A 20,573-nucleotide genomic window follows, 5' to 3' on the forward strand; every position below is an offset into this window, starting at 1 on the left:
TTGACGGTCCAGGATGATCATGGAACTATCTTCATCAGAAAGACCGAGTACCTGATGGGAGGGAAGTCGTGCGGCGTTCCGTGAATGTGATGTCGACATCGGAGAGGCTGGCCGAGTTGGCAGTCGAAGCTCCGGATTTCCCGGCAATCATCGAGGTCGCCGCCGGCGGATCGTCCCGGGAAATCACCTACCGACGTCTGGCCGATGATGTCTCGGGGATCGCGGATCTCCTCCGGTCCTGGAACCGGGAGATGGACGGTGACGCCGTCGTCTGCCATCCCGCGACGGTCTCTCTCGAAACGACGAAGATTATTCTGGCTGCCCTGTGCGCGGGGGTGACCGTACTCCCGTATGCGCCGCAGCTCGACACCGAAGTGCTGTCCAGCGTGCTGGGCAACGCGGGGCTGAGTACTCGGACGCGGTATGTTCAGGTGCCCGGCTCGTCGGAAATCGGTCAAGAATCCGCCATCGCCGTTCATCTCACGCGCTGGGAGCGCACGGCCGAACGCCGGCGTCCGCGGTATCTCCTGACCACGAGCGGATCGACCGGGATTCCGAAGGTCGTGCCCTTCTGGAATTTGGGCGAATACGATCCCAGGGTCATCCCGGACATCGTGTTCCGATCGTGTGGCTGGCAGACCGGACAGCGACAGCTCGTCACTCTTCCGATCTATCACATCGGAACCGTTGCCGCGCTCGTGCAAGGCGTGCTGGACCGGAATCAGATTGTCCTGGCGAAGCTGATGGAGCCCGAGGATCTGCTGGACACGATCGCGGACCATCGCATTGACTGGCTCATGGTCACCCCGAACTACATGAAAACCCTGCTCCCCGCGGCGACGCGTGATCCAGGGCGGTTGACGAGCCTGAACGGGATTCTGCACACGGCCCTGCCATGTCCTGCGCCGCTCAAGCAGGCGTGGATAGACCTCCTCGGAGGCGAACGCGTTTTCGAGATGTACGGCGGTACCGAAGGCGTCGGCGTCACGGTGATCAACGGCTCCGAGTGGATGGCGAAGCCCGGCTCGGTGGGTCGCGGACTGCTGACGCACCTGCGGATCGGGGACGCCCAGGGGCAGGAGCGGGGGGCGGACGGCATAGGCCGTATCTATCTCCGCCGGCTGGGGGTGGCCGACCGTGCCCGCTCGGCCACCCCCTGGCTCCAGCACACCACCGACGGTTTCGTGAGCCTGGGTGACATGGGGTGGGTCGACCAGGACGGATACCTCTACGTCTTCGATCGTGCCGCGAACCAGGCCGCCACTGCCAGCGGGGTCACGTGGCTCGGCCGGCTGTCGCTGATCCTGCGTACCCATCCGGACGTCCTGGACGCGGAATGCGTCGCTCTCACGGGGGCGGAGGGGGTCGAGATAGGAGCGCTGCTGGTGCTGCACGACTCCGTGGCCGATCTCGATCCGTCGGCGATCCGAGATTTCTGCGCCTCCCGGATCAACGACCACGAGTTTCCCCAGATCTGTCTCCGAGTGGCCGAGATCCCCCGGTCGGAGATTGGCAAGCCCGATGCCGTCGCCATCACGAGGATATTCGACCGGGAGGTGCTTCGTGACACGCGAGCTTGACGCTGCACTGTTTCGCGGAATCTGTGAGGATGTCCTGGGCGCTGCCTTCCAGGAGACTCCAGAATTCACGGTCTACGCGTCCACCGACGTGTTCAATTCTGGTGTCGGCATTCGCCTGGCGTTCCGCAAGTGCTACGGTGTCGACGTCCGGCGGGTACGATTCATCGACGGACTCCGATGGGCACCGACCGGCTGGTGCGACTCTGAAGCCGACGGATCATCTCCCAGAATCCTGGCGGAGTATGTTCATGCGCCTCCGTCCGATCCTGTGGAACAGGCGATCACGGCATTCTGGGAAGAGATTCTCGAAGTCCAGGGCCTGGGCACCTCCGATGACTTCTGGGAATGCGGCGGAGACTCTCTCGGCTTCATCGAGACCATCGACTTCATAGGCCAGGAGTACGGTGTCCAACTGGGTTTCTTCGACATCGGCGCCAGCCTCACCGTAGCCCGCCTGGCGACCCTGGTGCGCGAGCGGTCGCCGCGCTGAAGACTTCATCCTCGCCTGAGGCGAGAGCCCCCGGGCAGCTCGGGCAGGGGATGAATTGATAAATATCCACTCTCATATTGGAGGTGAACCATGGAGTACTTCAACACCGAGGTCACGGACATCGAGTCCCTGTCTGACGAGGCCCTCGCCGACATCGTCGGCGGCGCTGTGATCAACCGCGGCTGCGTCAGCTAAGCAGCAACTGAATCTTGGCTGGTACCCGGGATTCCGGGTACCAGCCAAGATTTTCGGCAATCTGGAGACGAGAAAATGCACCACCAGGGTCGGGAAGTGGTACCGCTGACGCTTCCGCAGCTTTCTGTCCTCCGGGCTCTGCGGGATGGCATAACCGCCGGGCCGACCCTGGAGCTGTCGTACCGCATCGAAGGACCTCTGGACATCCCGGCATTCATCGCCAGTGTTGGCGACGTCGTCGACAGTCACGACGCGTTGCGGTTGGCGATGTGCGAGTGCGGGGACTCCGGGCCCCATCAGTGGGAGAGGGCGACACCTCCGCCGGCCGATCTGGTCACGTGCCAGAGAGTCAAAGCCGGGTCCGAGGAGCGCTTCTCCCGCTATGTCGCCCACCTGGCGACGACGGATGTCGGCGAGCCCTGGGACCTGCGGACGGAGTTTCCGTTCCGGCTGCGGCTGATCCAGCACTCGCCTGAGCTCCACGCGTTCATCGCGACCTTTTCCCAGCTCGCGGTCGACGGCAGCGTCCGGGCGGTCTTCGGTGGGGACCTGTGGCAGGCATACCGTCGACGCCTGGGCGATCACGATGCTGTCACCGCACCGAGCAGGCGATTCCTGAGCACGGCCGCGGAGAGCGGCTCTCCGGCTGCCGACAGCGGGGCCATCGCCGATTTCTGGCGGCGTCAGTACGCCCGGATACCTGGGGAATGGGGATTTCGAGCTTCCTCCGTTCCGGATGCCGGCACGGCGGAGGCCGGCAGCCTGGAGACGGGCTTCGTCCTCGAAGGCGAGCGGCTTCGCACGATGCGCCAGGCGGTGCGGTCGAACAACACCACTGAGGCCATCTGGGTTCAACATGCCCTGGCCTCGGCGGTGTTCGAGCACACGGATGCGGCCTCCACCGCGATCTGGATGCCGGTCGACACCCGGAGCACCGGAGAACGGCGACTGCTCGGCATGCTCACGCTGAGCCTGCCGATGGTCGTCGACCGCCGCGCCGCGTCATCCGACCTCCTCCGAACGCTCACCGGGGACTGGCTCGACATGCTGAGGCACCGTCGGGTCACCCGGGAGATCGTCGAGGCCGGCGAGATCGCCGCTCTGGGGGATCTGGCGGGTGGACCGGAGCGCAGTGTGCGCCTCGCCTACATAAGCCACCCCCGCCAGCAGCGCAGGACCGCGGTAGGCGATCTCACCGTGGACTACGGCGCCTATGCCCCTTTGATCGAGCGAGTGGTCAGCGGAGTGCATCTGAGGGTCGGGAGCTGGGGCGATCGTGTTCGCTTCGACTTCACCGTCAACCGGGCCCGCCTCACCGAGGCCGCAGCGCGGCAGATGACGAACGATGTCGAACGGATCCTGCTGGGTTGACTTCCGCTGTCCGTCGACGTCCCGCCAAAACCACTACCTCCGAAGGGAGTCGCTGTTCATGATCGAATCCGATGAAGTGACTGATCCCGGGCAGTCTGCGCCCTCGGCTCCAGGTCCTGTCGGCCAGGCCAGGTTCAGCCGCCAAGCGGCTGAGAAGAACGGCGCCAACCGGCGTCTGGGCAGCGCACTCACGCTGCCCGGACTGATGGAGGCGCGGCAGCCGGGAGGCCTGCGCAAAATCGTCGCGGCCGTCGCGGGAGTGATCCCGAGGCGGCGTCGGCAGCGGGTGCCGGTCTACTACCAGACGGAGAGCGCCGACTGCGGGCCCACCTGCCTGGCGATGGTGCTGGCCTTCCTGGGCATCGACGTGGACATCGCAACCGTGCGCCGCCGCCTCAACGGCGGACAGGTGGGGGTCTCGGCGCAGGCGCTCCTTCGGACAGCCAGGCACTTCGGGGCGCTCGGGCGTGGTGTGCGCGTCGGCGTCGGGGGGCTCAGCCGCCTGAAGAGTGGCAGCATCCTGTTCTGGAACTTCAACCACTTCGTCGTGTTCGAACACGCGACTGCCACGCACGCCTTCATCGTCGATCCCGCGGTGGGACGTCGGCGCCTCAAACTGAGCGAGGTCGCAGACGCTTTCACCGGCGTGGCTCTCGAATTCGAGGCACCGCTGATCGACGGTCGCGCGCCGGTGCGCCGGCGTGGACCCGGTGTCGCGCAGAGCTCCTGGCAGTACCTCAAGTTGTTCGTCACCCGGGATCGCCGCTGGATACGCCTGACAGCCGCGTCGCTCCTGCTGATCGTCTTCAACTTCGCGACCCCGTTCGCCTCCTCCTATGTGGTCGCCCACACCGGTGTCGGAAACCGGTCGAGCCAGGCGATCGTGATCCTGTGCCTCGCGCTCGCGGGGGGCGTGTCCTTCGCGCTGCTCCAGATAGTCCGCGGCCTGGCGCTCGTGGCGCTCCAGGCGATCGCGGACCGCCGCGTCACGCTCGGCGTGTTCGGCCATCTGCTCTCCCTGCCGTACGAGTACTTCACCAGGCGCAACCCGGGTGACCTCGCGATGCGGGTGCGGACCAGCTCGGCGGTTCGGCAGGTCCTGACCGGTGCGGCTCTCTCCACGATGTTCGACGGCACGCTGGTGCTGGTCTACCTGGCCCTGCTGCTGGTGGTCGACGTTCAGTTCGCCCTGATCAGCATGGTGTTGGCCGCCGTGATGGTGGCGGTCCTCTTCGTGTTCTGGAAGAAGCAGCGCTACCTGTCCGCGGAGGAGCTGGAGCGGCAGTCGATCTCCGAGGGCGCACTGCTCGAACTGCTGGACGGACTGCAGACGATCAAGGCCTGCGGCCTGGAGGACACCGCGCACGCCCGCTGGAGCCACAGCCTCATCGACGAGATCAACCAGCGCGGTGTGAGCCGCAGGAACCAGGTCATCGGCTCGGCGATGAGTGCGACGATCCAGTTCCTCGCCCCGCTCGCGGTGCTCGACCTGGGGTACTTCAGGATTTCCAGCGGTACGGAGTCGCTGAGTTCAGTGGTGGGGTTCACCTCGCTCGCCGTCGGGATGTTCGTGCCGTTGGCGAGCGTCGTCCAGAGCGCGCTCCAGGTCGCAGGCCTCGGCGCGACGCTCTCCAGGCTGACCGACATCCTGGGCACCGAGCCGGAGGAACGCCCCACGGACGCTGTGCAGTTGGAGGACGTGAGCGGCCCCGTCGAGGTCCGGGACGTGTCGTTCGCCTATGCGGGGGGCACCGACCCGGTCCTGAGCGAGATCGACGTCCGCTTCGAAGGCGGGAAGTTCACGGCGATCCTGGGGAGGTCGGGCTCCGGCAAGTCGACGCTGGCGTCCATCATCGCCGGCCTCCAGACCCCCACCAGCGGGTCGGTCCTCATCGACGGCGTTCCCATGGCCGAACTCGACCGCGTGCTGCTGAGGCGCTCGATCTCCTACGTCGCGCAGGACTCCAGGCTCTTCGCCGGCACCATCCGGGAGAACATCACCTACGCCCAGCCCGGGACGCCGCTGGAGGACGTCCAGCAGGTGGCGAAGCTGGCGTGCATCCATGACGACATCATGGCGCTTCCCATGCGCTACGACACGATGCTCGGTCCCGGCGGACTGGGCCTGTCGGGCGGCCAACGCCAGCGCATCGCCCTCGCCCGCGGCCTGGTCCGCAAGCCGCAGCTGCTGGTCCTCGACGAGGCGACGAGCGCGCTGGACAGTGCGACCGAGCAGGCGATCTTCAGAGGACTGGCCGCCTTCGACCAGACCCTGATCGTCATCGCCCACCGGTTGTCGGTGCTGGAGTCCGCAGACCAGGTGATCATCGTCGAGGCCGGCCGGGTGGTCGCCCAGGGCCGCTACGAAGACCTGCTGTCCCATTCCCAGCATCTGCACACGCTCATGGCAGGCCACGGCGAGCCGCAAGCCTGAGGCCGCGAGAAGGAGGTTCCTCCTCTCGATGCACGCCATAGTCCGAAGGAAGTGAAAGTGCTCTCCGAAGCGAAGAACCACATGCTGACCCGGGTGGGCCCCGGGACTCCGATGGGCGAGCTGCTGCGCCGGTACTGGCACCCGATCGCCGCTGTCTCGGAGCTCGCCGAGAAGAGGGTGAAACCCGTCCGGCTGATGGGCGAGGATCTGGTCCTGTACCGGACCGACACGGACGAGTACGGCCTGGTACAGCGCCGTTGCCCGCACCGGGGCGTGGACCTGGGGCAGGGGTGGGTGGAGGGCGAGAGCCTGCGCTGCTCGTACCACGGCTGGATGTTCGACAGGTCCGGAAGCTGTGTCGAGCAGCCTTATGAGGACATGGTCGGGTCATCGGCGCCGTTTCGGGACAAGGTCAGGGTCGACGCCTATCAGGCCGTGGCCTTCGCCGGCATGGTCTGGGCCTACCTCGGCCCGGCGCCGGCCCCGCTCATCCCCATGTTCGAGCCGTTCACCTGGCGCCGCGGATTCGTGCAGATCATCCTGTCCGAGCTTCCGTGCAACTGGCTGCAATGCCACGAGAACGCCGTGGACCCGGTGCACTTCGAGTGGCGGCACACCAACTACATCGTGCGGGAGACCGACCCCGGGAGCCCGGACCGCGGTCCCCAGCACTCCGGCATCGAGTTCCAGGAGTTCGAGTTCGGCCTGGCCGTGGCCCGGTCCGCCGAACTGACCACGGTGCTGGCCGCCCCGGTCGCCCCGACCAGCCGACTGGAGACCAGCGGGATCGCGTGCCTGTGGCCCAACGTCCTCTACACCGGAAGCAACCTCGAGTGGCGCGTCCCGGTCGACGACACCACCACGCTCAACATCGTCTGGAACTACTCGCCGACCCCGACGGACGTCCCCGCGGTCGAGCAGGACTCGATTCCCTACTGGTACGGCCCGGTGGCCGATGACGACGGCGAGATGCTGACCAGCCACATCCTGAACCAGGATTTCGCGGCCTGGGTCGGACAGGGGGCGATAGCGGACCGCACCAGTGAGCGCCTGGGCCGCAGCGACGAAGGGGTCATCCTGCTGCGCAAGCGGCTCTTCGCGGACGTGGAGCGTGTCTCCCGCGGCGAGGATCCGCAGGGCGTCGTTCGCGATCCCGAGTCGAACGAGTGCATTGTGCTCCCGTTGGACAAGCGCCAGATGTACCGCGACGGCGTTGAGCGTGCCTTCTTCGAGGAACGGCTCGAAAGGGTGTTCAACTGGCGACTCAACGACGATCCGTCCTATGCCGTGCAATTCGGACAGCCGGAGTCCGTGCGGCGCGAATTCGAGAGAGCCATGGGAATCGGCCCGGACTTCCTGAACCTCCGGGGCCAGTTGCCTGATTCAGCGAGTGGAGAGTGTGATGTCTGAGTACTTCCCGGTTGGACGCGTGGTGGACCTCGCTCCCCAGGTCAATTCCCGGTCGTATCGCCTGGGTGACATGGAACTGATCGTCTCGGAAATCCTTCCGGGCGCCGAGATCCCCATGCACTCGCATCCCGAGCTGCAGGCCGGGATGTGTCTTCGCGGCTCTTTCACCTTCGGTATCGAGGGGCAGGGCGAGCGACTCCTGACGGAGCTCCAGACCGGCTACGGAGTGACCTCGGGCGTCGGGCACTGGGCCCGCAACGAAGGGACCGAAGTGGCGATCGGCCTGGACCTGAAGCGGGCCGCCGATGCTCAGGGCCCGACGGGGTCGGGGTTCCTGGACCTCGTGCCGGGCCGTCCGAGCAAGCAGGGGATGACGGTCTCCTTCATCGTCGGCGACTGGTTCGAACTCATGGTCGCGGACCTTACGGTCGGCGGTTCGATGGTCAGGCACAAGCACCGGCACGAGCAGTTCGGGGTGTCGATCTCCGGGAGCTACTCCATGCAGATCGGTGCCGAGGAGCGAGTGTTCGGCGCCTCCGACGTCTACTACACGCCGCCCGCGATCGAGCACAGCGCCTTCAACGACGGGCCCGAGGGCGGGCTCGCGGTGGTCGGTTTCGTGCCCCCTCGCTACCACCGGCCGGCGGTGCTGGACGCCCCGGCGGCGACACGGAGCGGAAGCTGAATGTCAACCAACGATCATGACCCCATGGGGTCCGCCCAGCAGTTCCTGACCGATCTCTCGAGCAGTGAGATCTACCGCGAGATATTTCCGGGGTCGGCGGTGGTCCTCGGCGGTTCGTACTCCACCGGGCGGGCGGACACGTACTCGGATGTCGATCTCTTCCTTTTCGTCGATGACGAGCGCTTTCCGGAGGCCCAGCAGAGGGCGATTGCCCGGGGACTGGCCCGGACCGGCGGCGACTGGTCGGCTCGCCGGGTGACCTCCTGCGAGATATTCGTGAAGGTGAGGTCGTACGAAGAGCTCTGCGAGGAGCTCGACGGTGACCTTGCCGTGGCTTACAGAATCTATTCCCGCGCCCAGATCTGGGCCGACCCGTCGGGGAAGTTCTCGGCGGCCATGGCCAAATATGCGGAGCGATTCGCCTCCGAAGTGCCAGCTCTGGTCAGGCAGACGAGCCTGGCGCTGCGTCGCTGTATCAAGTTCGGCCGTGACTCCCATCTCCGGGGCAATGCCGTCGCTTTCGACCTCCTGCGACACGACTACCTGACCGCCCTGCTGCAGATGTTCTTCCTCCTTGAGGGAGAACCGTTCCCCTACAGCAAATGGCTGCACCCGGTGGCCATGGACGAAACGGAAGCCGGGCGGGCGATCGGCGACCTGGTGGAATCCATCTCCGGCACCGGAGACCGCGCGGAGCACCTGAAAGCCATGCGCAGCGCGTACCTGTACATCAAGTCCGAAGCGGCGAGAAGGAACCTCGACGACCCCGGCATGATAAGCCCTGAGGTCGATGGCACCACGCGGTTCTTCGAAGAGGAGATCCTCAGCGAGATCGCGAAGCTGTAGCGCGGAGCAGCTCGGTCCGGGGCCGTCCCCAGGGCAGCGGCCGCACTAGGGAAAGTGGGTATCCGATGGATCTGGGCCTGCGCGAGAGTGTCCATGTGGTGACCGGTGGAAGCCGGGGCCTGGGCTTCGCTTCGGCGAGCCAGCTGGTAGCCGAGGGCGCTCAGGTGGTGATCAGCGGCCGCGACGCGGATGTGATCGACAAGGCGGTCGAGAGGCTCGGCCGGGACCGGGCTCTGGGCGTCGTGGCGGACAACGGGCATCCGGACACCCCGGATCGGTTGACGTCCGCGGCCCTGAGCAGATTCGGACGGCTCGACGGGATGATCCTCAGCACCGGCGGCCCACCGACGGGGAAGGCCTTCCAGGTTGGCGACCAGGTATGGCGTGACTCGTTCGAGTCCGTGTTCCTCGGCGCCCTGAGAATGGCCAAGGCCGGTGCAGAGAACTTCCATGACGGCGGGGCGGTTCTCTTCGTGCTGTCCACGAGCGCCCGCGTGCCGATCCAGGAACTCGATATATCCAACGGACTGCGGCCCGGACTCGCGATGGTGGCCAAGGCGCTCGCCGAAGAACTCGGCCCCCGCGGTATCCGAGTGAACGGTGTGCTACCCGGGAAGATAGCGACCGACCGGATGCGCCACTTCGACGCATCCGTGACGGATGGCGGGAGAAGGCTTCTGGACGGTGTTCCTCTCGGCAGGCCGGGATTGCCGGAGGAATTCGGCCGGGTGGCGGCCTTCCTGCAATCACCGGCTGCTTCGTATCTCACGGGGGCGATGATCCCGGTGGATGGTGGCATGCTGCGTGCGCTGTGAAGAGCCGCCAGGGCCTGTCTGAACGGCCGTCAGGAGACCGGGGCCGGGTCTCGCCAGATATCCATCGGGACGGCGCGGACCGCGCGTCCGTCCGCGTCGAGGATTCGGCCCATCCGTTTCACGGTGCGCAGCGACACGCGGCGCTCGGCCACCCGTAGGTCCGGGAACCTGCGGGCGAGTGCGGCTTCCAGGCGCTGGACGTCGGCGAGGGAGCGCTGCCAGACGGAGAGGATGAGGTTGTGCGGGCCGGTGACGGCTACGCACAGCCGGATCTCGGGGAGTCTGGCGAGTTGGGGGCCGACCTCGTCGAGCCGGTCCGGGGGGAGGTCGGCGCGGAAGGTCGCCAGGATCGGTCGGCCGGCGTCGCGGGCGGCGATCTCGCAGCGGAAGCGGATCGCGTCGGAGGCGGCCAGCCGGTCCAGGCGGCGGCGCAGCGTGGAGGGGCTGAGTCCGGTGGCGGCGGCCAGCTCGGCTTGGTCGAGGCGACCGTCGACGCTCAGTCTGATGAGCAACTCCCGGTCTTCTTCGCGGACTTCGGCTCGTACGTTGGACGGCGGCCCGTTGCCCGCCGGGTGCTGGTCGTGCAGTTCCACGCGCTGGGCGGGGTCCAGTGAGTCCAGTCGCCAGCGGATCCCCTCGGCGTAGAAGGCGGTCGCCAGGTGGACGCGGACGGCGTCGACGCCGGGGAGCCGGCCGAGCCGTTCGGTGGTGTACCGGGAGACCGTCGCCAGGTCGGTGAAGGCCGCGGTGACGACGAGGTCGCAGCCCTGGGAGAGGTGTTCGATGCTCATCACGTGCGGGTCCTCGGCCAGCTCGTCGGCGATCTGCCGGAGCCGGTCGGGTGCGCAGTCGAGGTCGAGGTAGGCGACGCACCCGCGGTCCTCGGGGTGCGGCACACCGTAGGCGGTCACCCAGGCGATCCCGGCCTGCGAGAGCCGGCGCCAGCGGCGGGCAGCGGTGACCGGGCTGATCCCGAGGGTCTGGCCGAGCAGCGACCAGGGTGCCCGGGGCCGCAGCTGCATCGCGTTCACCAGGGCGAGGTCCAGCTCGTCCACCGTCACGGGCTGGTCACCCCGTCGACTGACGGTGGATTCGTTCATCGAAGGGCCCTCTCGTGGCGCGATCCTGCGAAATCGCGGGAAACTCCCGCCGCGAGATCCAGAATCACCGAACAAGATCGCTCTGCACAAGTTCCCGCCCCACGCGGGCTCGATGGAGGTAAACCGGTGTCCCTGCACGACGACGCTCTCGCCCTGGCCCCGGACCTGGTCCGGCTCCGCCACGACCTCCACCGGTACCCCGAGCTGGGCCTCGCGCTCCCGCGCACCCAGGAGCGGGTGTTGCAGGCCCTCGACGGACTGCCGTTGGAGGTGAGCCAGGGCTCCGCGCTGAGTTCGGTCACCGCGGTGCTGCGTGGCGGGCGACCGGGGCCGGCGGTGCTGCTGCGCGGCGACATGGACGGTCTGCCGGTCACCGAGAAGGCCCCGCTGCCGTTCGCCGCCGCCAACGGCGCCATGCACGGCTGCGGACACGATCTGCACACCGCCATGCTCGCGGGCGCCGCACACCTGCTGGCCGCACGGCGCGAGCAGCTCCACGGCGACGTGGTCTTCATGTTCCAGCCCGGCGAGGAGGGTTGGGACGGCGCCGGCGCGATGCTGGCCGAGGGCGTACTGGACGCGGCAGGCAGCCGCCCGGTCGCCGCCTACGCCCTGCACGTGGCCTCGGCCATGCCGCACGGCGAGTTCAGCTCGCGGCGCGGACCGATCCTCGCCGCCTCCGATGCGCTGAACGTCACCGTCCACGGTGCGGGCGGCCACGGCTCGGCACCGCATCGGGCCAAGGACCCCATACCCGCTGCCTGCGAGATGGTCACCGCCCTGCAGACCATGGTGACCCGCCAGTTCGACGTGTTCGATCCGGTGGTGATCACCGTCGGGCTCCTCCAGGCCGGCACCCAGCGCAACGTGATCCCCGAGACCGCCCGCTTCGAGGCGACCGTGCGCAGCTTCTCCGCCGAGGCGCGGTCCAAGGTCGCCGACACCGTGGTGGAACTCGTCCGGGCCATCGCGGTCGCGCACGGACTGCGGGCGGAGGTCGAGTACGTTCCCGGCTACCCGGTGACCGTGACTGACGGGCCCGAGACCGACTTCCTGGCGGACACCGTCCGGGAGGTCTTCGGCGAGGAGCGCTTCCGGACGATGGCGAACCCGATGACCGGGGCGGAGGACTTCTCCCGGGTACTCGACGCCGTTCCCGGCTCGTTCGTATGGCTCGGCGCCGCCCCGAAGGGCGCGGCCGACCTCGACAACCTGCCGATCAACCACTCGCCCTACGCGGAGTTCGACGACGCGGTGCTCCCCGACGGAGCCGCGCTCTACGCCGAACTCGCCACCCGCCGTCTCGCAGCCTGAACCCGTACCCCGTACCCCGTACCCCGTATCCCGTATCCCGTTATACCGAGGAAGGAACGATCAAGCACATGACCGAACCGCGCGACGTGGTCGAGCAGCAGATCACCGCCTACAACAGCCACGACATCGACGCCTTCGTGGCCACCTACGCCGAGGACGTCACGATCCACCGGGCCGACGGCAGCCAACTGCACGGCCGGCCGGCTCTGCGTGACAGGTACGCCGGACAGTTCGCCGAAGGCCGCTGCCGGGCGGAGATCGTAGGGCGGCTCAGCGAGGGCGACTGGGTGGTCGACCACGAAATCGCCCACGGCCTGGCCGAGGAGCCGATCCGCGTCCTGGTGGCCTACCGGGTGCGCGACGACCTGATCGACCGCGTCGACTTCCTCGGCTGAACAGCCCGTTCGAGCTGGGGGTCCGCGTCAGGAGAGCAGGCCGTTGTAGTCCGGGAGCTTGAAGGTCTGCTCGGCGTGGCCGCCGTCCAGGTCCGTCCAGTTGTTGCCGACGTTGGCGATGATCGTGTAGCCCTCGTTCTCCACCATGATCCGCTCGTTCGTCTTGAACTGCTGGACCGGCTCGAAGAGATCGCTGAAGTCGCGCCCGCGCAGCTCGTCCACGGTGTAGCCCGCCTCGCTCAGGCTGTGGCGGGTGATCGGGTCGATGAAGTCCACGCGCGCGGTGACGAAGATGATCGCGACTCCGCGTGAGTGGGCGTACTGCGCCAGCCGAACGACCGGTGCGATGCCCGGCATCGTGAACGGGTGGAAGTGCGTGGCGAGTGTGGTGTTGTCGATGTCGAACACGATGGCGTCGTGCCGGCCCGTGGGCTCGGCCGTGCGCTGCTCGACGTAGGCGCGGGCCGGTGCGATCGCGGTGCTCACGTCCGTCAGCCACTGCGCCTCGGTCACGGTGTCGGCGCTCGCCGGGGCGGCGGCCGTCGGGTGGGCCGGGGCAGCGAGCGCGGGGGTGGCGAGACCGGTGGTGATTGCGAGGGTCAGGGCCGCGGTGGTGACGAACTTCGCCTTGATGCTCATGTCTGGGGCTCGGCCTTCCTGCTGATGAGGAGTCAATGGGGGCGGTGTCCGTAAAACTAGAGTCAGTAGTTTTAACTCGGCATGAACGTACACCAGCCCGCGTGCGCGGTCCGAGGTGGGGGCAGGAGCGGGCGGCGGGTGCTGCGTCAGCTCTGCGGCTGAGGCCGCAGGCTGTCCAGGAGCTCCTCGAAGCCGCGGATCAGGATGGTGAGGCCGGTTTCGAAGGCCAGGTCACTGAGGCGGACCGGATCGGGCGCCAGGCCCTCGTTCTGCACCTGGCGCGGCAGGCCGAAGTCGAGGGCCGCGCCGACGAGGAAGTACTCGAGGCACTGCACGATCGGCGCCAGGCGGTCCTCCGGCCAGCCGGCCTCGCGCAGGACCGCGAAGGTGTCGGCGTAGCTCTGGAAGGCGGCGATGGACTGCGTCGGCCGTGCCACCAGCAGGGGAACCATGTGCGGGTGGGCGGCGAAGGTGGCGCGGTAGGCGCGTGCCCAGCTGTCGAGCGCGGCGGTCCAGGGGCGGATGGTCGGGTCGAGATCCATCTCGGCGACGATGAGCTCGCTGATCCCGTCGACGATCTCGGCGCGGCTGGAGACGTAGTTGTAGAGGGACGGGCCCTTGACGCCCAGTCGGGCCGCGAGCCGAGTGGTCGACAGGGCCTCGGTGCCCTCCTCGTCGACCAGGGCGAGAGCGGCTTCCATGATCCCGCTGCGGGTCAGCAGTGGCCGCGGTGGTCTGCCCATCTCGCCCTCCTCTCGGTGTCCGGGGTTCGTCCGCCCCGGTGTTGGGCTGCGAACGAGGACTAGTGTACGTTCTCGCCAGGCGAAACTACTGGCTCTAGTTTTACGGGCGCCAGGTGGATCCCGCCTGCCGGCACCCCGGTGCGGTGGGCACGGCCGCGGAGCACGACACGTCTCCGCGGGCTCGGCCGACGGCGGACTTCGGCCACCACCCACGCGCTCCCTCGACCAGCCGGTAGGCACCGCGTTCTCCCGCGGTGGACCTCGTCGACGCAGTATCCGGCACGCCCCTGGCAGTTCATCGGCATGCCAACAATCCCCTGTCCGCCTTTCGCCGAAGGTGACCCTCCGCATGTCCATGCGCACCCTCGTGCTGCCCGCGCTCGCCGCATCCGTTGTGCTCTCGCTCAGCGCCTGTGATCCGACCGCGCCGGCCGCCCAGTCCGCCAACCCTTCCAGCGCGGCCGCCCTGGCCGCACCCACCACGACCGACGGGAACCCGTCGGACGCGCCGACCCCGACGGGAAGCCAGCCGGTGACCCTGGTGACCCCGGCCGCCGACCGGGCGCAGCCCGCCCCGAGCGCTGCTACCCCGAGCGCTGCCGGCACCAAGGGCCCCGCCGGCGTCGCCGGCACGCCCGCGCCGACCGCGGCCCCGGCCGCACCGGCCCCGGCCGGGAGTCCCGCCGCGGCCACCACCCCGGCGCTCACGCTGCACTCCTACGACCAGAAGAGCGGCAAGGCCGTCCTCGCCGTCGCCGACACCGGTGGCGGCCCGGGAACCCCCAGCCCGGCCGCCTCGGCCGCGGCCACCGCTGCCGTCCGGCCCGGCCAGCTGATCGACAGCCCGCCGACGGCCGCCGCTCCGCACGGAGCGCTGCTCGCGATCACCGACGTCAAGCCGGCCGCCGGCGGCACGGTGACGGCCAGCACCCGCCCGGCCACCATCTCCGAACTGCTCGGCCAGACCTGGGCCGACATCAAGAGCGCCCTCGACCCGCACAAGATCCAGGTCACCCCGAAGCTCAAGGACCTCAAGGCCTCCTACGTCCCGAACCCCGACGGCGGTGACGGCTCCGCCTCGGGCGCCCTGGAGTTGGACGCGAACGACACCGTCCCGCTGCCCGGCGGCGCCAGCGCCACGCTCAGCGGCTCGCTGGAACTCGACCCCAGCGTCATGTTCTCCTACCACGGCACCACGGGCATCATCGGCGCAGACCGGGCCAAGGTCGGCTTCGACCTCGGCGCGCACGCCAACTGGCACCTCACCGCGAGCCTCTCCGGCTCCACCGGCCAGGTGAAGATACCGATCGCCACCCTCACCGCGACCCCGACGGTGATGGTCGGCTCGGTGCCCGTCGTGATCACCCTCAACCTGACCGTCTACGCCGAGGTCAGTGCCGACGGCACCGTCACCGTCGACACCACGCAGCAGGTCGACGGCGACTGGGGCATCCACGCCGACTACACCAAGGCGGGCGGCTGGACCTCGGCGACCGAACCGGTCACCACCAAGGTCTCCCCGGTCAAGGCGACCTTCACCGGCACCGCCGACGTGCGCAGCGGCCTGGTCGCGGACGGGTCCGTCGCGCTCTACGACAGCCTGGGCGTGAAGGCGACCATCGAGCCGTACCTGCGGGCAGCCGTGGACGGCCGGGTCAGTATCGACAGCAGCGCCGGCAAGCCCGCCGTCACCGGCACGGCCGGCCTCTACGGCGGCCTCGACGTGACCGGAGCCGTGCTGGCACGCATCGCCATCCTCGGCACCCCGTTGCTCGAGAAGGACCTGCCGTTCGCGCAGTACCACAACGAGTGGCCCATCATCACCCGCACGGTGGGCACCGCGACACCCAACGCCATGCCCTCACCCACCAGCTGACGATCCGTCAGCCATGTCGCGCCCGGGCCGGTCACCGCGCCCGGGCGCGACTGCTGGGGGCCGGACAGGCCCTAGGTGCCCGTCATCGCCGCCGTCGGGTCCTGGTACACGGCGTCCAGTGCCAGCAGCGCGCCGCCCCGCGCCGTGCTCGCCAGGCCGAGCCGGGAGAGGACGATCTCGCTGCCGCCGGCGTCGGGGGCCATCACCAGCTGGTGCACCTGGGCGGTCACCGCGTCGATCAGGTGCTCGCCGAAGTAGGCGAAGTGCCCGCCCAGGACGAGGAGTCGGGGGTTGAGGATGTCCGCCAGCAGAGCCAGGCCGGGCGCCAGGTGGTCGGCGATCCGGCTGAGCGCCTCCAGGGTGCGCGGGTCACCGGCGTGCGCGCGGTTGTGCAGCTCGGCGAGGCGCCGGTCGAGGTCGATCGTCGGGTCGCGGACCAGGTCTGCCGGGTCGGCGGCGTAGCGCAGCAGCGCGTCCCGTCCCACCATGGTCTCCCAACAGCCGCGCCGCCCGCAGGCGCAGGGCTCGTCCGAGGGGACCAGCCGCAGGTGTCCGACCTCGCCCGCGTATCCGCCGGTGCCGCGCAGGAGTTGGCCGCCGGCGATGATGCCGACGCCCACGCCGGTCTGGCCGGTGACGTAGACCAGGTCGCGCACGTTGTCGGCCGAGGCCGACACGTACTCGGCCAGGGCGCCGAGCTTGGCGTCGTTCTCCAGGTGCAGCTGCGGGGTGTCGGGGCCGAGCCGCGCGTGCAGGCCGGCCAGCGCCGGGACTTCTCGCCAGCCGATGTTGGACGCGTACTTGACGACTCCTGCGTCCATGTCGACGGCGCCGGGGGTGGCCAGCGTGATGCCGACGATGTGGCCGCCCGCGCCGCGTACGGCGGCCATCCCTTCGGCGGTCAGCCGGGCCACCGCGTCCAGTGCCGCCTCGGGGCCGAGCGCCCGTACGTCCAGCGGTGTGCGGCGCTCGAAGGTGACCTCGCCGCGCAGGTTGAGGGCGAGCAGGCTGATGTAGTCCACGTTGATCTCGGCGCCCAGGCCGTGGACGCCGCTGCCGTCCACGTCAACCGCTTGGCCGGGTCGGCCCACGGCGCTTCGGTCGCGTTCGGCCTCGCCCTCCCGGACCAGGCCGCCGTCGAGCAGTTCGGCGATCAGGTGGGAGACCGTGGCTTTGGGCAGGCCGGTGTCCTCGGCGATCCGGGCCCGGGAGCGCGGGCCGTCGTCGCGCAGCAGCCGCAGCACCATGCTCAGGTTCGCCCGCCTGGACGCGGACCGGTCCCGCGCGACGGCCGGGCGTGCCATGGCCAGCTCGCGTACGCCGGTGCCCTGCAGCGCCTGTTTCACAAGGACTCCTCTCCTCTGTGCGGACCAGCCTATTGACTTGGCCAGGGTTAGTTCAAACAATAGCCGAACGAATCGACCGTGCTCGGTTTTTGATTGAACCTGATCGAAACAGTGCTGTTCCCCCCATGAAACTCCAGGAGACGTCCGTGAAGGCAAGATCCCGCTCCCTGGCCGCCGCCACCGTGGCCCTCACCGCTGTGATGCTCTCCAGCGGCTGTTCCTCCAGCGGCTCCAGCACGAAGGACTCCTCGGCCGACTCCTCCGGCGGCGTGGTGAAGCTGGACTTCTGGGGCTGGGCGCCGGGCTACGACCAGTCGGTGGCCGCGTTCAACCGGACCCACCCGAACATCCAGGTCACCTTCGACAAGACCGCCTCCGGCTCCAAGGGCGGCTACACGAAGATGCTCACCGCCGCCAAGGCCGGCAATGCCCCCTGCCTGGCGCAGGTCGGCTACGAGACGCTGCCCAGCTTCGCCGCCGCCGGCGCGCTGACGGACGTGACCAAGTTCGCCGCCACCGCCCAGGCGCAGTTCGCCGACTGGACCTGGAAGCAGGTGACGATCGGCGGCCAGACCTACGGCATCCCGGTCGACACCGCGCCGATGGCGCTGATGTACCGCAAGGACCTGTTCGCCAAGTACGGCATCACCACCCCGCCCGCCACCTGGGACGAGTACGCGGCCGACGCCGCCAAGGTGCACGCCGCCGACCCGAGCGTCTACCTCGGCGACTTCGGCAACGACGCCTACAACTACGCGGGCCTGGCCTGGCAGGCCGGCGCGGGCTGGTTCGGCACGTCCGGTGACCAGTGGCAGGTGAGCGTCGACAGCGCCGCCAACCAGAAGGTGGCCGGCTACTGGCAGGGCCTGCTGGACAAGAAGCTGCTCAAGACCGACCCGAGCTACGACCCCTCGCTCTACAGCGACATGGCCGGCGGCAAGGTGCTGTCGGACGTCAACGCGGTCTGGGACGCGCCGATCATCGCCAGCAGCGTCAAGGACGGCGCGGGCCAGTGGGCCGTCGCGCCGATGCCGGTGTGGGACGCCGCCAATCCGGTGTACGGCAACGACGGCGGCTCGGCCACCGCGATCCTCAAGGGCTGCGGCCACGCCAAGGAGGCCACCGAGTTCGCCACCTGGATGAGCACCGACGCGGACAGCGTCAGCAACCTGATCAAGGTCACCGGCATCTACCCGGCCGCCACCTCCGGCCTGTCCAACGCGACGCTCTCCGCGCCGGACGCCTTCTACGGCGGACAGACCATCTTCGACGTGTTCAAGGCCGAGACGGCACACATCAACACCGCCTGGCAGTGGGGCCCGACCATGACCCAGACCTCCACGGACCTCGGTGACGGTCTCGGCCAGGCCGGCACCGGCGGCACCACGCTCCCCGGCATGCTCGCCGCCGTGCAGACCAAGACGGTGGCCGGCATGAAGCAGCAGGGCCTGAGCGTCTCGGGCAACTGACCGGCCGTCGAACCACCGCGCCCGACCCCGCGTCCGCCCCGCGCTCGCCCCCCCGGAAAGGCAGTACATCCATGACCACCGCTCTGCGCGAGCGGGCAGCCGGCAGGACCAGGGCCACCGGCGCCGCCCGCCCCGGCCGCCGCAGGCGAGGGCGTCCCGTCGCCCTCTTCCTCGCCCCGTTCCTGGTGCCGTTCGCGGCGCTCTACCTGGCCCCGATCGGCTACACGATCTACCAGAGCCTGTTCCGGATGCACCGCTCGGGCCTGGGGCTGACCGCTCCCACCCAGGTCTTCGCCGGGCTGTCCAACTACGCCACCGCGCTGGGCGACGCGGACTTCCGCGGCTCGCTGCTGCGGGTGCTGCTGATCGGCCTGGTGCAGGTGCCGCTGATGCTGCTGTTCGCACTCGGCCTGGCCCTGCTGCTGGACGCCAGGACCACGCTCTTCAAACGCTTCTTCCGACTGGCCTTCTTCCTGCCCTACGCGCTGCCCGGCGTGGTCGGCGCCATCATGTGGTCCTACCTCGTCGCACCCGGACTGAGCCCGATCAGCGCCGCCGCCCGCCACCTCGGCCTGCACCTCGCCCTGACCTCGAACGCCATGCTGGCGCCCACCATCGGCAACATGCTGACCTGGGGCTGGACCGGCTACAACATGCTGATCATCTACTCCGCCCTACAGGCCATCCCCGCCGAACTCAGCGAGGCCGCCACCATGGACGGCTGCTCGGCCTTCGGCATCGCCTGGCGGATCAAGGTGCCGCTGGTCCGCCCGGCCCTGGTGCTGACCACGGTCTTCTCCATCATCGGCACCGCCCAGCTCTACAACGAGCCCGCCATCCTGCACAACGTCGCCCCCAACCTGCCCAGCACCTACACCCCCATCTACGCCGCCTACGACGCCGTGAACGCCAACAACTTCAACGCCGCCGCGGCCGAATCGGTGATCCTCGCGCTGCTGGCCTTCGTCCTGTCCTTCGGCTTCCTCAAGCTGGTCCAGCGCCGTGGAGGTGCCCTGTGACCACCCGTCAATCACTGTCCCGCTGGCTCGTGCTCGGTGTCCTGCTGGTCACCTCGGTCTACTTCCTGGCCCCGGTCTGGTGGCTGCTGGTCTCCTCCACCAAGACCAACGCCGACCTGTTCAGCGGCAACGGATTCTGGTTCTCCCGCTTCGCGCTCCTCGACAACGTCCACCAGGTCTTCGCCCAGCAGGGCGGCATCTACTGGCAGTGGCTGGCCAACAGCGCGCTCTACGCCGTCGGCGGCGCGACGGTCAGCACCCTGATCGCCGCGATGGCCGGCTACGCCCTGGCCAAGTACCGGTTCCGCGGCCGGGAGTTGACCTTCAACTCGATCCTCGCGGCGGTGCTGGTCCCGCAGCCGCTGCTCGCCGTGCCGCTCTACCTGATGTTCTCGCAGATCCACCTGGTCAACACCTACTGGGCGGTGCTACTGCCCAGCATGGTCAGCCCGTTCGGGGTCTACCTGGCCCGGATCTACGCCGGCTCCTCGGTCCCCGACGAGATCATCGAGGCCGGACGGATCGACGGCGCCGGCGAGTTCCGGATCTTCGCCACCATCGCGCTGCGGGTGATGTCCCCGGCCCTGGTGACCATCTTCCTCTTCCAGTTCGTCGCGATCTGGACCAACTACCTGCTGCCGGTGCTGATGCTGGCCAACGACCACCTCCAGCCGGTCACCGTCGGCATCGTCGGCTGGCAGGCCCAGCGCGGGATCGGCGCCAGCGCCGTGCCGTTCAACATCGTGATCACCGCGGCGGCGATCTCCGCGATCCCGCTGGTCGTCCTCTTCCTGTCCCTGCAACGCTTCTGGCGCTCCGGCCTGACGGCCGGCAGCACCAAGTGAG

Annotated in this window: 18 protein-coding genes; 14 read left to right on the forward strand and 4 right to left on the reverse strand. The window is 68.6% G+C overall.

The window, feature by feature from the left end; translation table 11 throughout:
* Nucleotides 1-89 precede the first annotated feature (89 nt).
* From P3T37_RS17620 to P3T37_RS17655, 8 genes are all read left to right on the forward strand, one after another.
* On the forward strand, nt 90-1,580 hold the full coding sequence (locus P3T37_RS17620; RefSeq protein ID WP_280724632.1) for an AMP-binding protein: 1,491 nt from the start codon (nt 90-92) through the stop codon (nt 1,578-1,580).
* Nucleotides 1,564-2,070 (forward strand): phosphopantetheine-binding protein, encoded by a 507-nt coding sequence (locus P3T37_RS17625; protein WP_280724633.1) that lies wholly within the window; start codon nt 1,564-1,566, stop codon nt 2,068-2,070. Before P3T37_RS17620 ends, P3T37_RS17625 begins: the two co-directional genes overlap by 17 nt.
* A 270-nt stretch (nt 2,071-2,340) precedes the next feature.
* Nucleotides 2,341-3,636, forward strand: a complete 1,296-nt coding sequence (locus P3T37_RS17630) for a condensation domain-containing protein (protein WP_280724634.1) — start codon at nt 2,341-2,343, stop codon at nt 3,634-3,636.
* Between the two features lie 58 nt (nt 3,637-3,694).
* Nucleotides 3,695-6,070 carry a peptidase domain-containing ABC transporter gene (locus P3T37_RS17635; protein ID WP_280724635.1) on the forward strand — a complete coding sequence of 792 codons (2,376 nt, stop codon included), beginning with the start codon at nt 3,695-3,697 and terminating at the stop codon, nt 6,068-6,070.
* 57 nt (nt 6,071-6,127) lie between these two features.
* Complete coding sequence (locus tag P3T37_RS17640) at nt 6,128-7,480, forward strand: aromatic ring-hydroxylating dioxygenase subunit alpha (RefSeq protein ID WP_280724636.1); 1,353 nt, start codon at nt 6,128-6,130, stop codon at nt 7,478-7,480.
* 19 nt (nt 7,481-7,499) lie between these two features.
* Nucleotides 7,500-8,165 (forward strand): cupin domain-containing protein, encoded by a 666-nt coding sequence (locus P3T37_RS17645; protein ID WP_280724637.1) that lies wholly within the window; start codon nt 7,500-7,502, stop codon nt 8,163-8,165.
* Nucleotides 8,166-9,011: a nucleotidyltransferase domain-containing protein gene (locus P3T37_RS17650; RefSeq protein ID WP_280724638.1), complete on the forward strand. Its 846-nt coding sequence runs from the start codon at nt 8,166-8,168 to the stop codon at nt 9,009-9,011.
* Between the two features lie 65 nt (nt 9,012-9,076).
* Nucleotides 9,077-9,826 (forward strand): SDR family oxidoreductase, encoded by a 750-nt coding sequence (locus tag P3T37_RS17655; RefSeq protein WP_280724639.1) that lies wholly within the window; start codon nt 9,077-9,079, stop codon nt 9,824-9,826.
* 29 nt (nt 9,827-9,855) lie between these two features.
* On the opposite strand, the gene P3T37_RS17660 is transcribed toward P3T37_RS17655, so the two are convergent.
* Nucleotides 9,856-10,926: an Lrp/AsnC family transcriptional regulator gene (locus tag P3T37_RS17660; RefSeq protein WP_280724640.1), complete on the reverse strand. Its 1,071-nt coding sequence runs from the start codon at nt 10,924-10,926 to the stop codon at nt 9,856-9,858.
* Between the two features lie 126 nt (nt 10,927-11,052).
* Here P3T37_RS17660 and P3T37_RS17665 point away from each other — a divergent pair, with 126 nt between their 5' ends.
* Nucleotides 11,053-12,240, forward strand: coding sequence for a M20 family metallopeptidase (locus tag P3T37_RS17665; RefSeq protein WP_280724641.1), 1,188 nt, complete (start codon nt 11,053-11,055; stop codon nt 12,238-12,240).
* A gap of 68 nt (nt 12,241-12,308) precedes the next feature.
* Nucleotides 12,309-12,635, forward strand: coding sequence for a nuclear transport factor 2 family protein (locus tag P3T37_RS17670; protein ID WP_280724642.1), 327 nt, complete (start codon nt 12,309-12,311; stop codon nt 12,633-12,635).
* A gap of 27 nt (nt 12,636-12,662) precedes the next feature.
* Here the strand turns inward: P3T37_RS17670 and P3T37_RS17675 are convergent, their stop codons facing one another.
* Together P3T37_RS17675 and P3T37_RS17680 are read right to left on the reverse strand one after the other, a co-directional pair.
* A complete protein-coding gene (locus P3T37_RS17675) occupies nt 12,663-13,274 on the reverse strand; it encodes an HAD family acid phosphatase (RefSeq protein ID WP_280724643.1) in 612 nt (203 codons plus the stop codon).
* A gap of 146 nt (nt 13,275-13,420) precedes the next feature.
* Nucleotides 13,421-14,017 (reverse strand): TetR/AcrR family transcriptional regulator C-terminal domain-containing protein, encoded by a 597-nt coding sequence (locus tag P3T37_RS17680; RefSeq protein WP_280724644.1) that lies wholly within the window; start codon nt 14,015-14,017, stop codon nt 13,421-13,423.
* Between the two features lie 349 nt (nt 14,018-14,366).
* On the opposite strand from P3T37_RS17680, the gene P3T37_RS17685 reads away from it, so the two are divergent.
* Nucleotides 14,367-15,893, forward strand: coding sequence for a hypothetical protein (locus P3T37_RS17685; RefSeq protein ID WP_280724645.1), 1,527 nt, complete (start codon nt 14,367-14,369; stop codon nt 15,891-15,893).
* 71 nt (nt 15,894-15,964) lie between these two features.
* On the opposite strand, the gene P3T37_RS17690 is transcribed toward P3T37_RS17685, so the two are convergent.
* Nucleotides 15,965-17,239, reverse strand: a complete 1,275-nt coding sequence (locus P3T37_RS17690) for an ROK family transcriptional regulator (protein ID WP_280724646.1) — start codon at nt 17,237-17,239, stop codon at nt 15,965-15,967.
* A 146-nt stretch (nt 17,240-17,385) separates the two neighbouring features.
* On the opposite strand from P3T37_RS17690, the gene P3T37_RS17695 reads away from it, so the two are divergent.
* The 3 genes from P3T37_RS17695 to P3T37_RS17705 all read left to right on the forward strand — a co-directional run bounded on the left by P3T37_RS17695 (nt 17,386) and on the right by P3T37_RS17705 (nt 20,572).
* The gene (locus tag P3T37_RS17695; protein ID WP_280724647.1) at nt 17,386-18,708 is read left to right on the forward strand and encodes an extracellular solute-binding protein; all 1,323 of its coding nucleotides are present in this window, start codon (nt 17,386-17,388) and stop codon (nt 18,706-18,708) included.
* Nucleotides 18,709-18,779: 71 nt separating this feature from the next.
* A complete protein-coding gene (locus tag P3T37_RS17700; RefSeq protein WP_280724648.1) occupies nt 18,780-19,727 on the forward strand; it encodes a sugar ABC transporter permease in 948 nt (315 codons plus the stop codon).
* Nucleotides 19,724-20,572, forward strand: coding sequence for a carbohydrate ABC transporter permease (locus P3T37_RS17705; RefSeq protein ID WP_280724649.1), 849 nt, complete (start codon nt 19,724-19,726; stop codon nt 20,570-20,572). The genes P3T37_RS17700 and P3T37_RS17705 overlap by 4 nt, the downstream gene beginning before the upstream one ends.
* Nucleotide 20,573 lies beyond the last annotated feature (1 nt).

Source organism: Kitasatospora sp. MAA4 (assembly GCF_029893355.1).
GTDB lineage: Bacteria > Actinomycetota > Actinomycetes > Streptomycetales > Streptomycetaceae > Kitasatospora.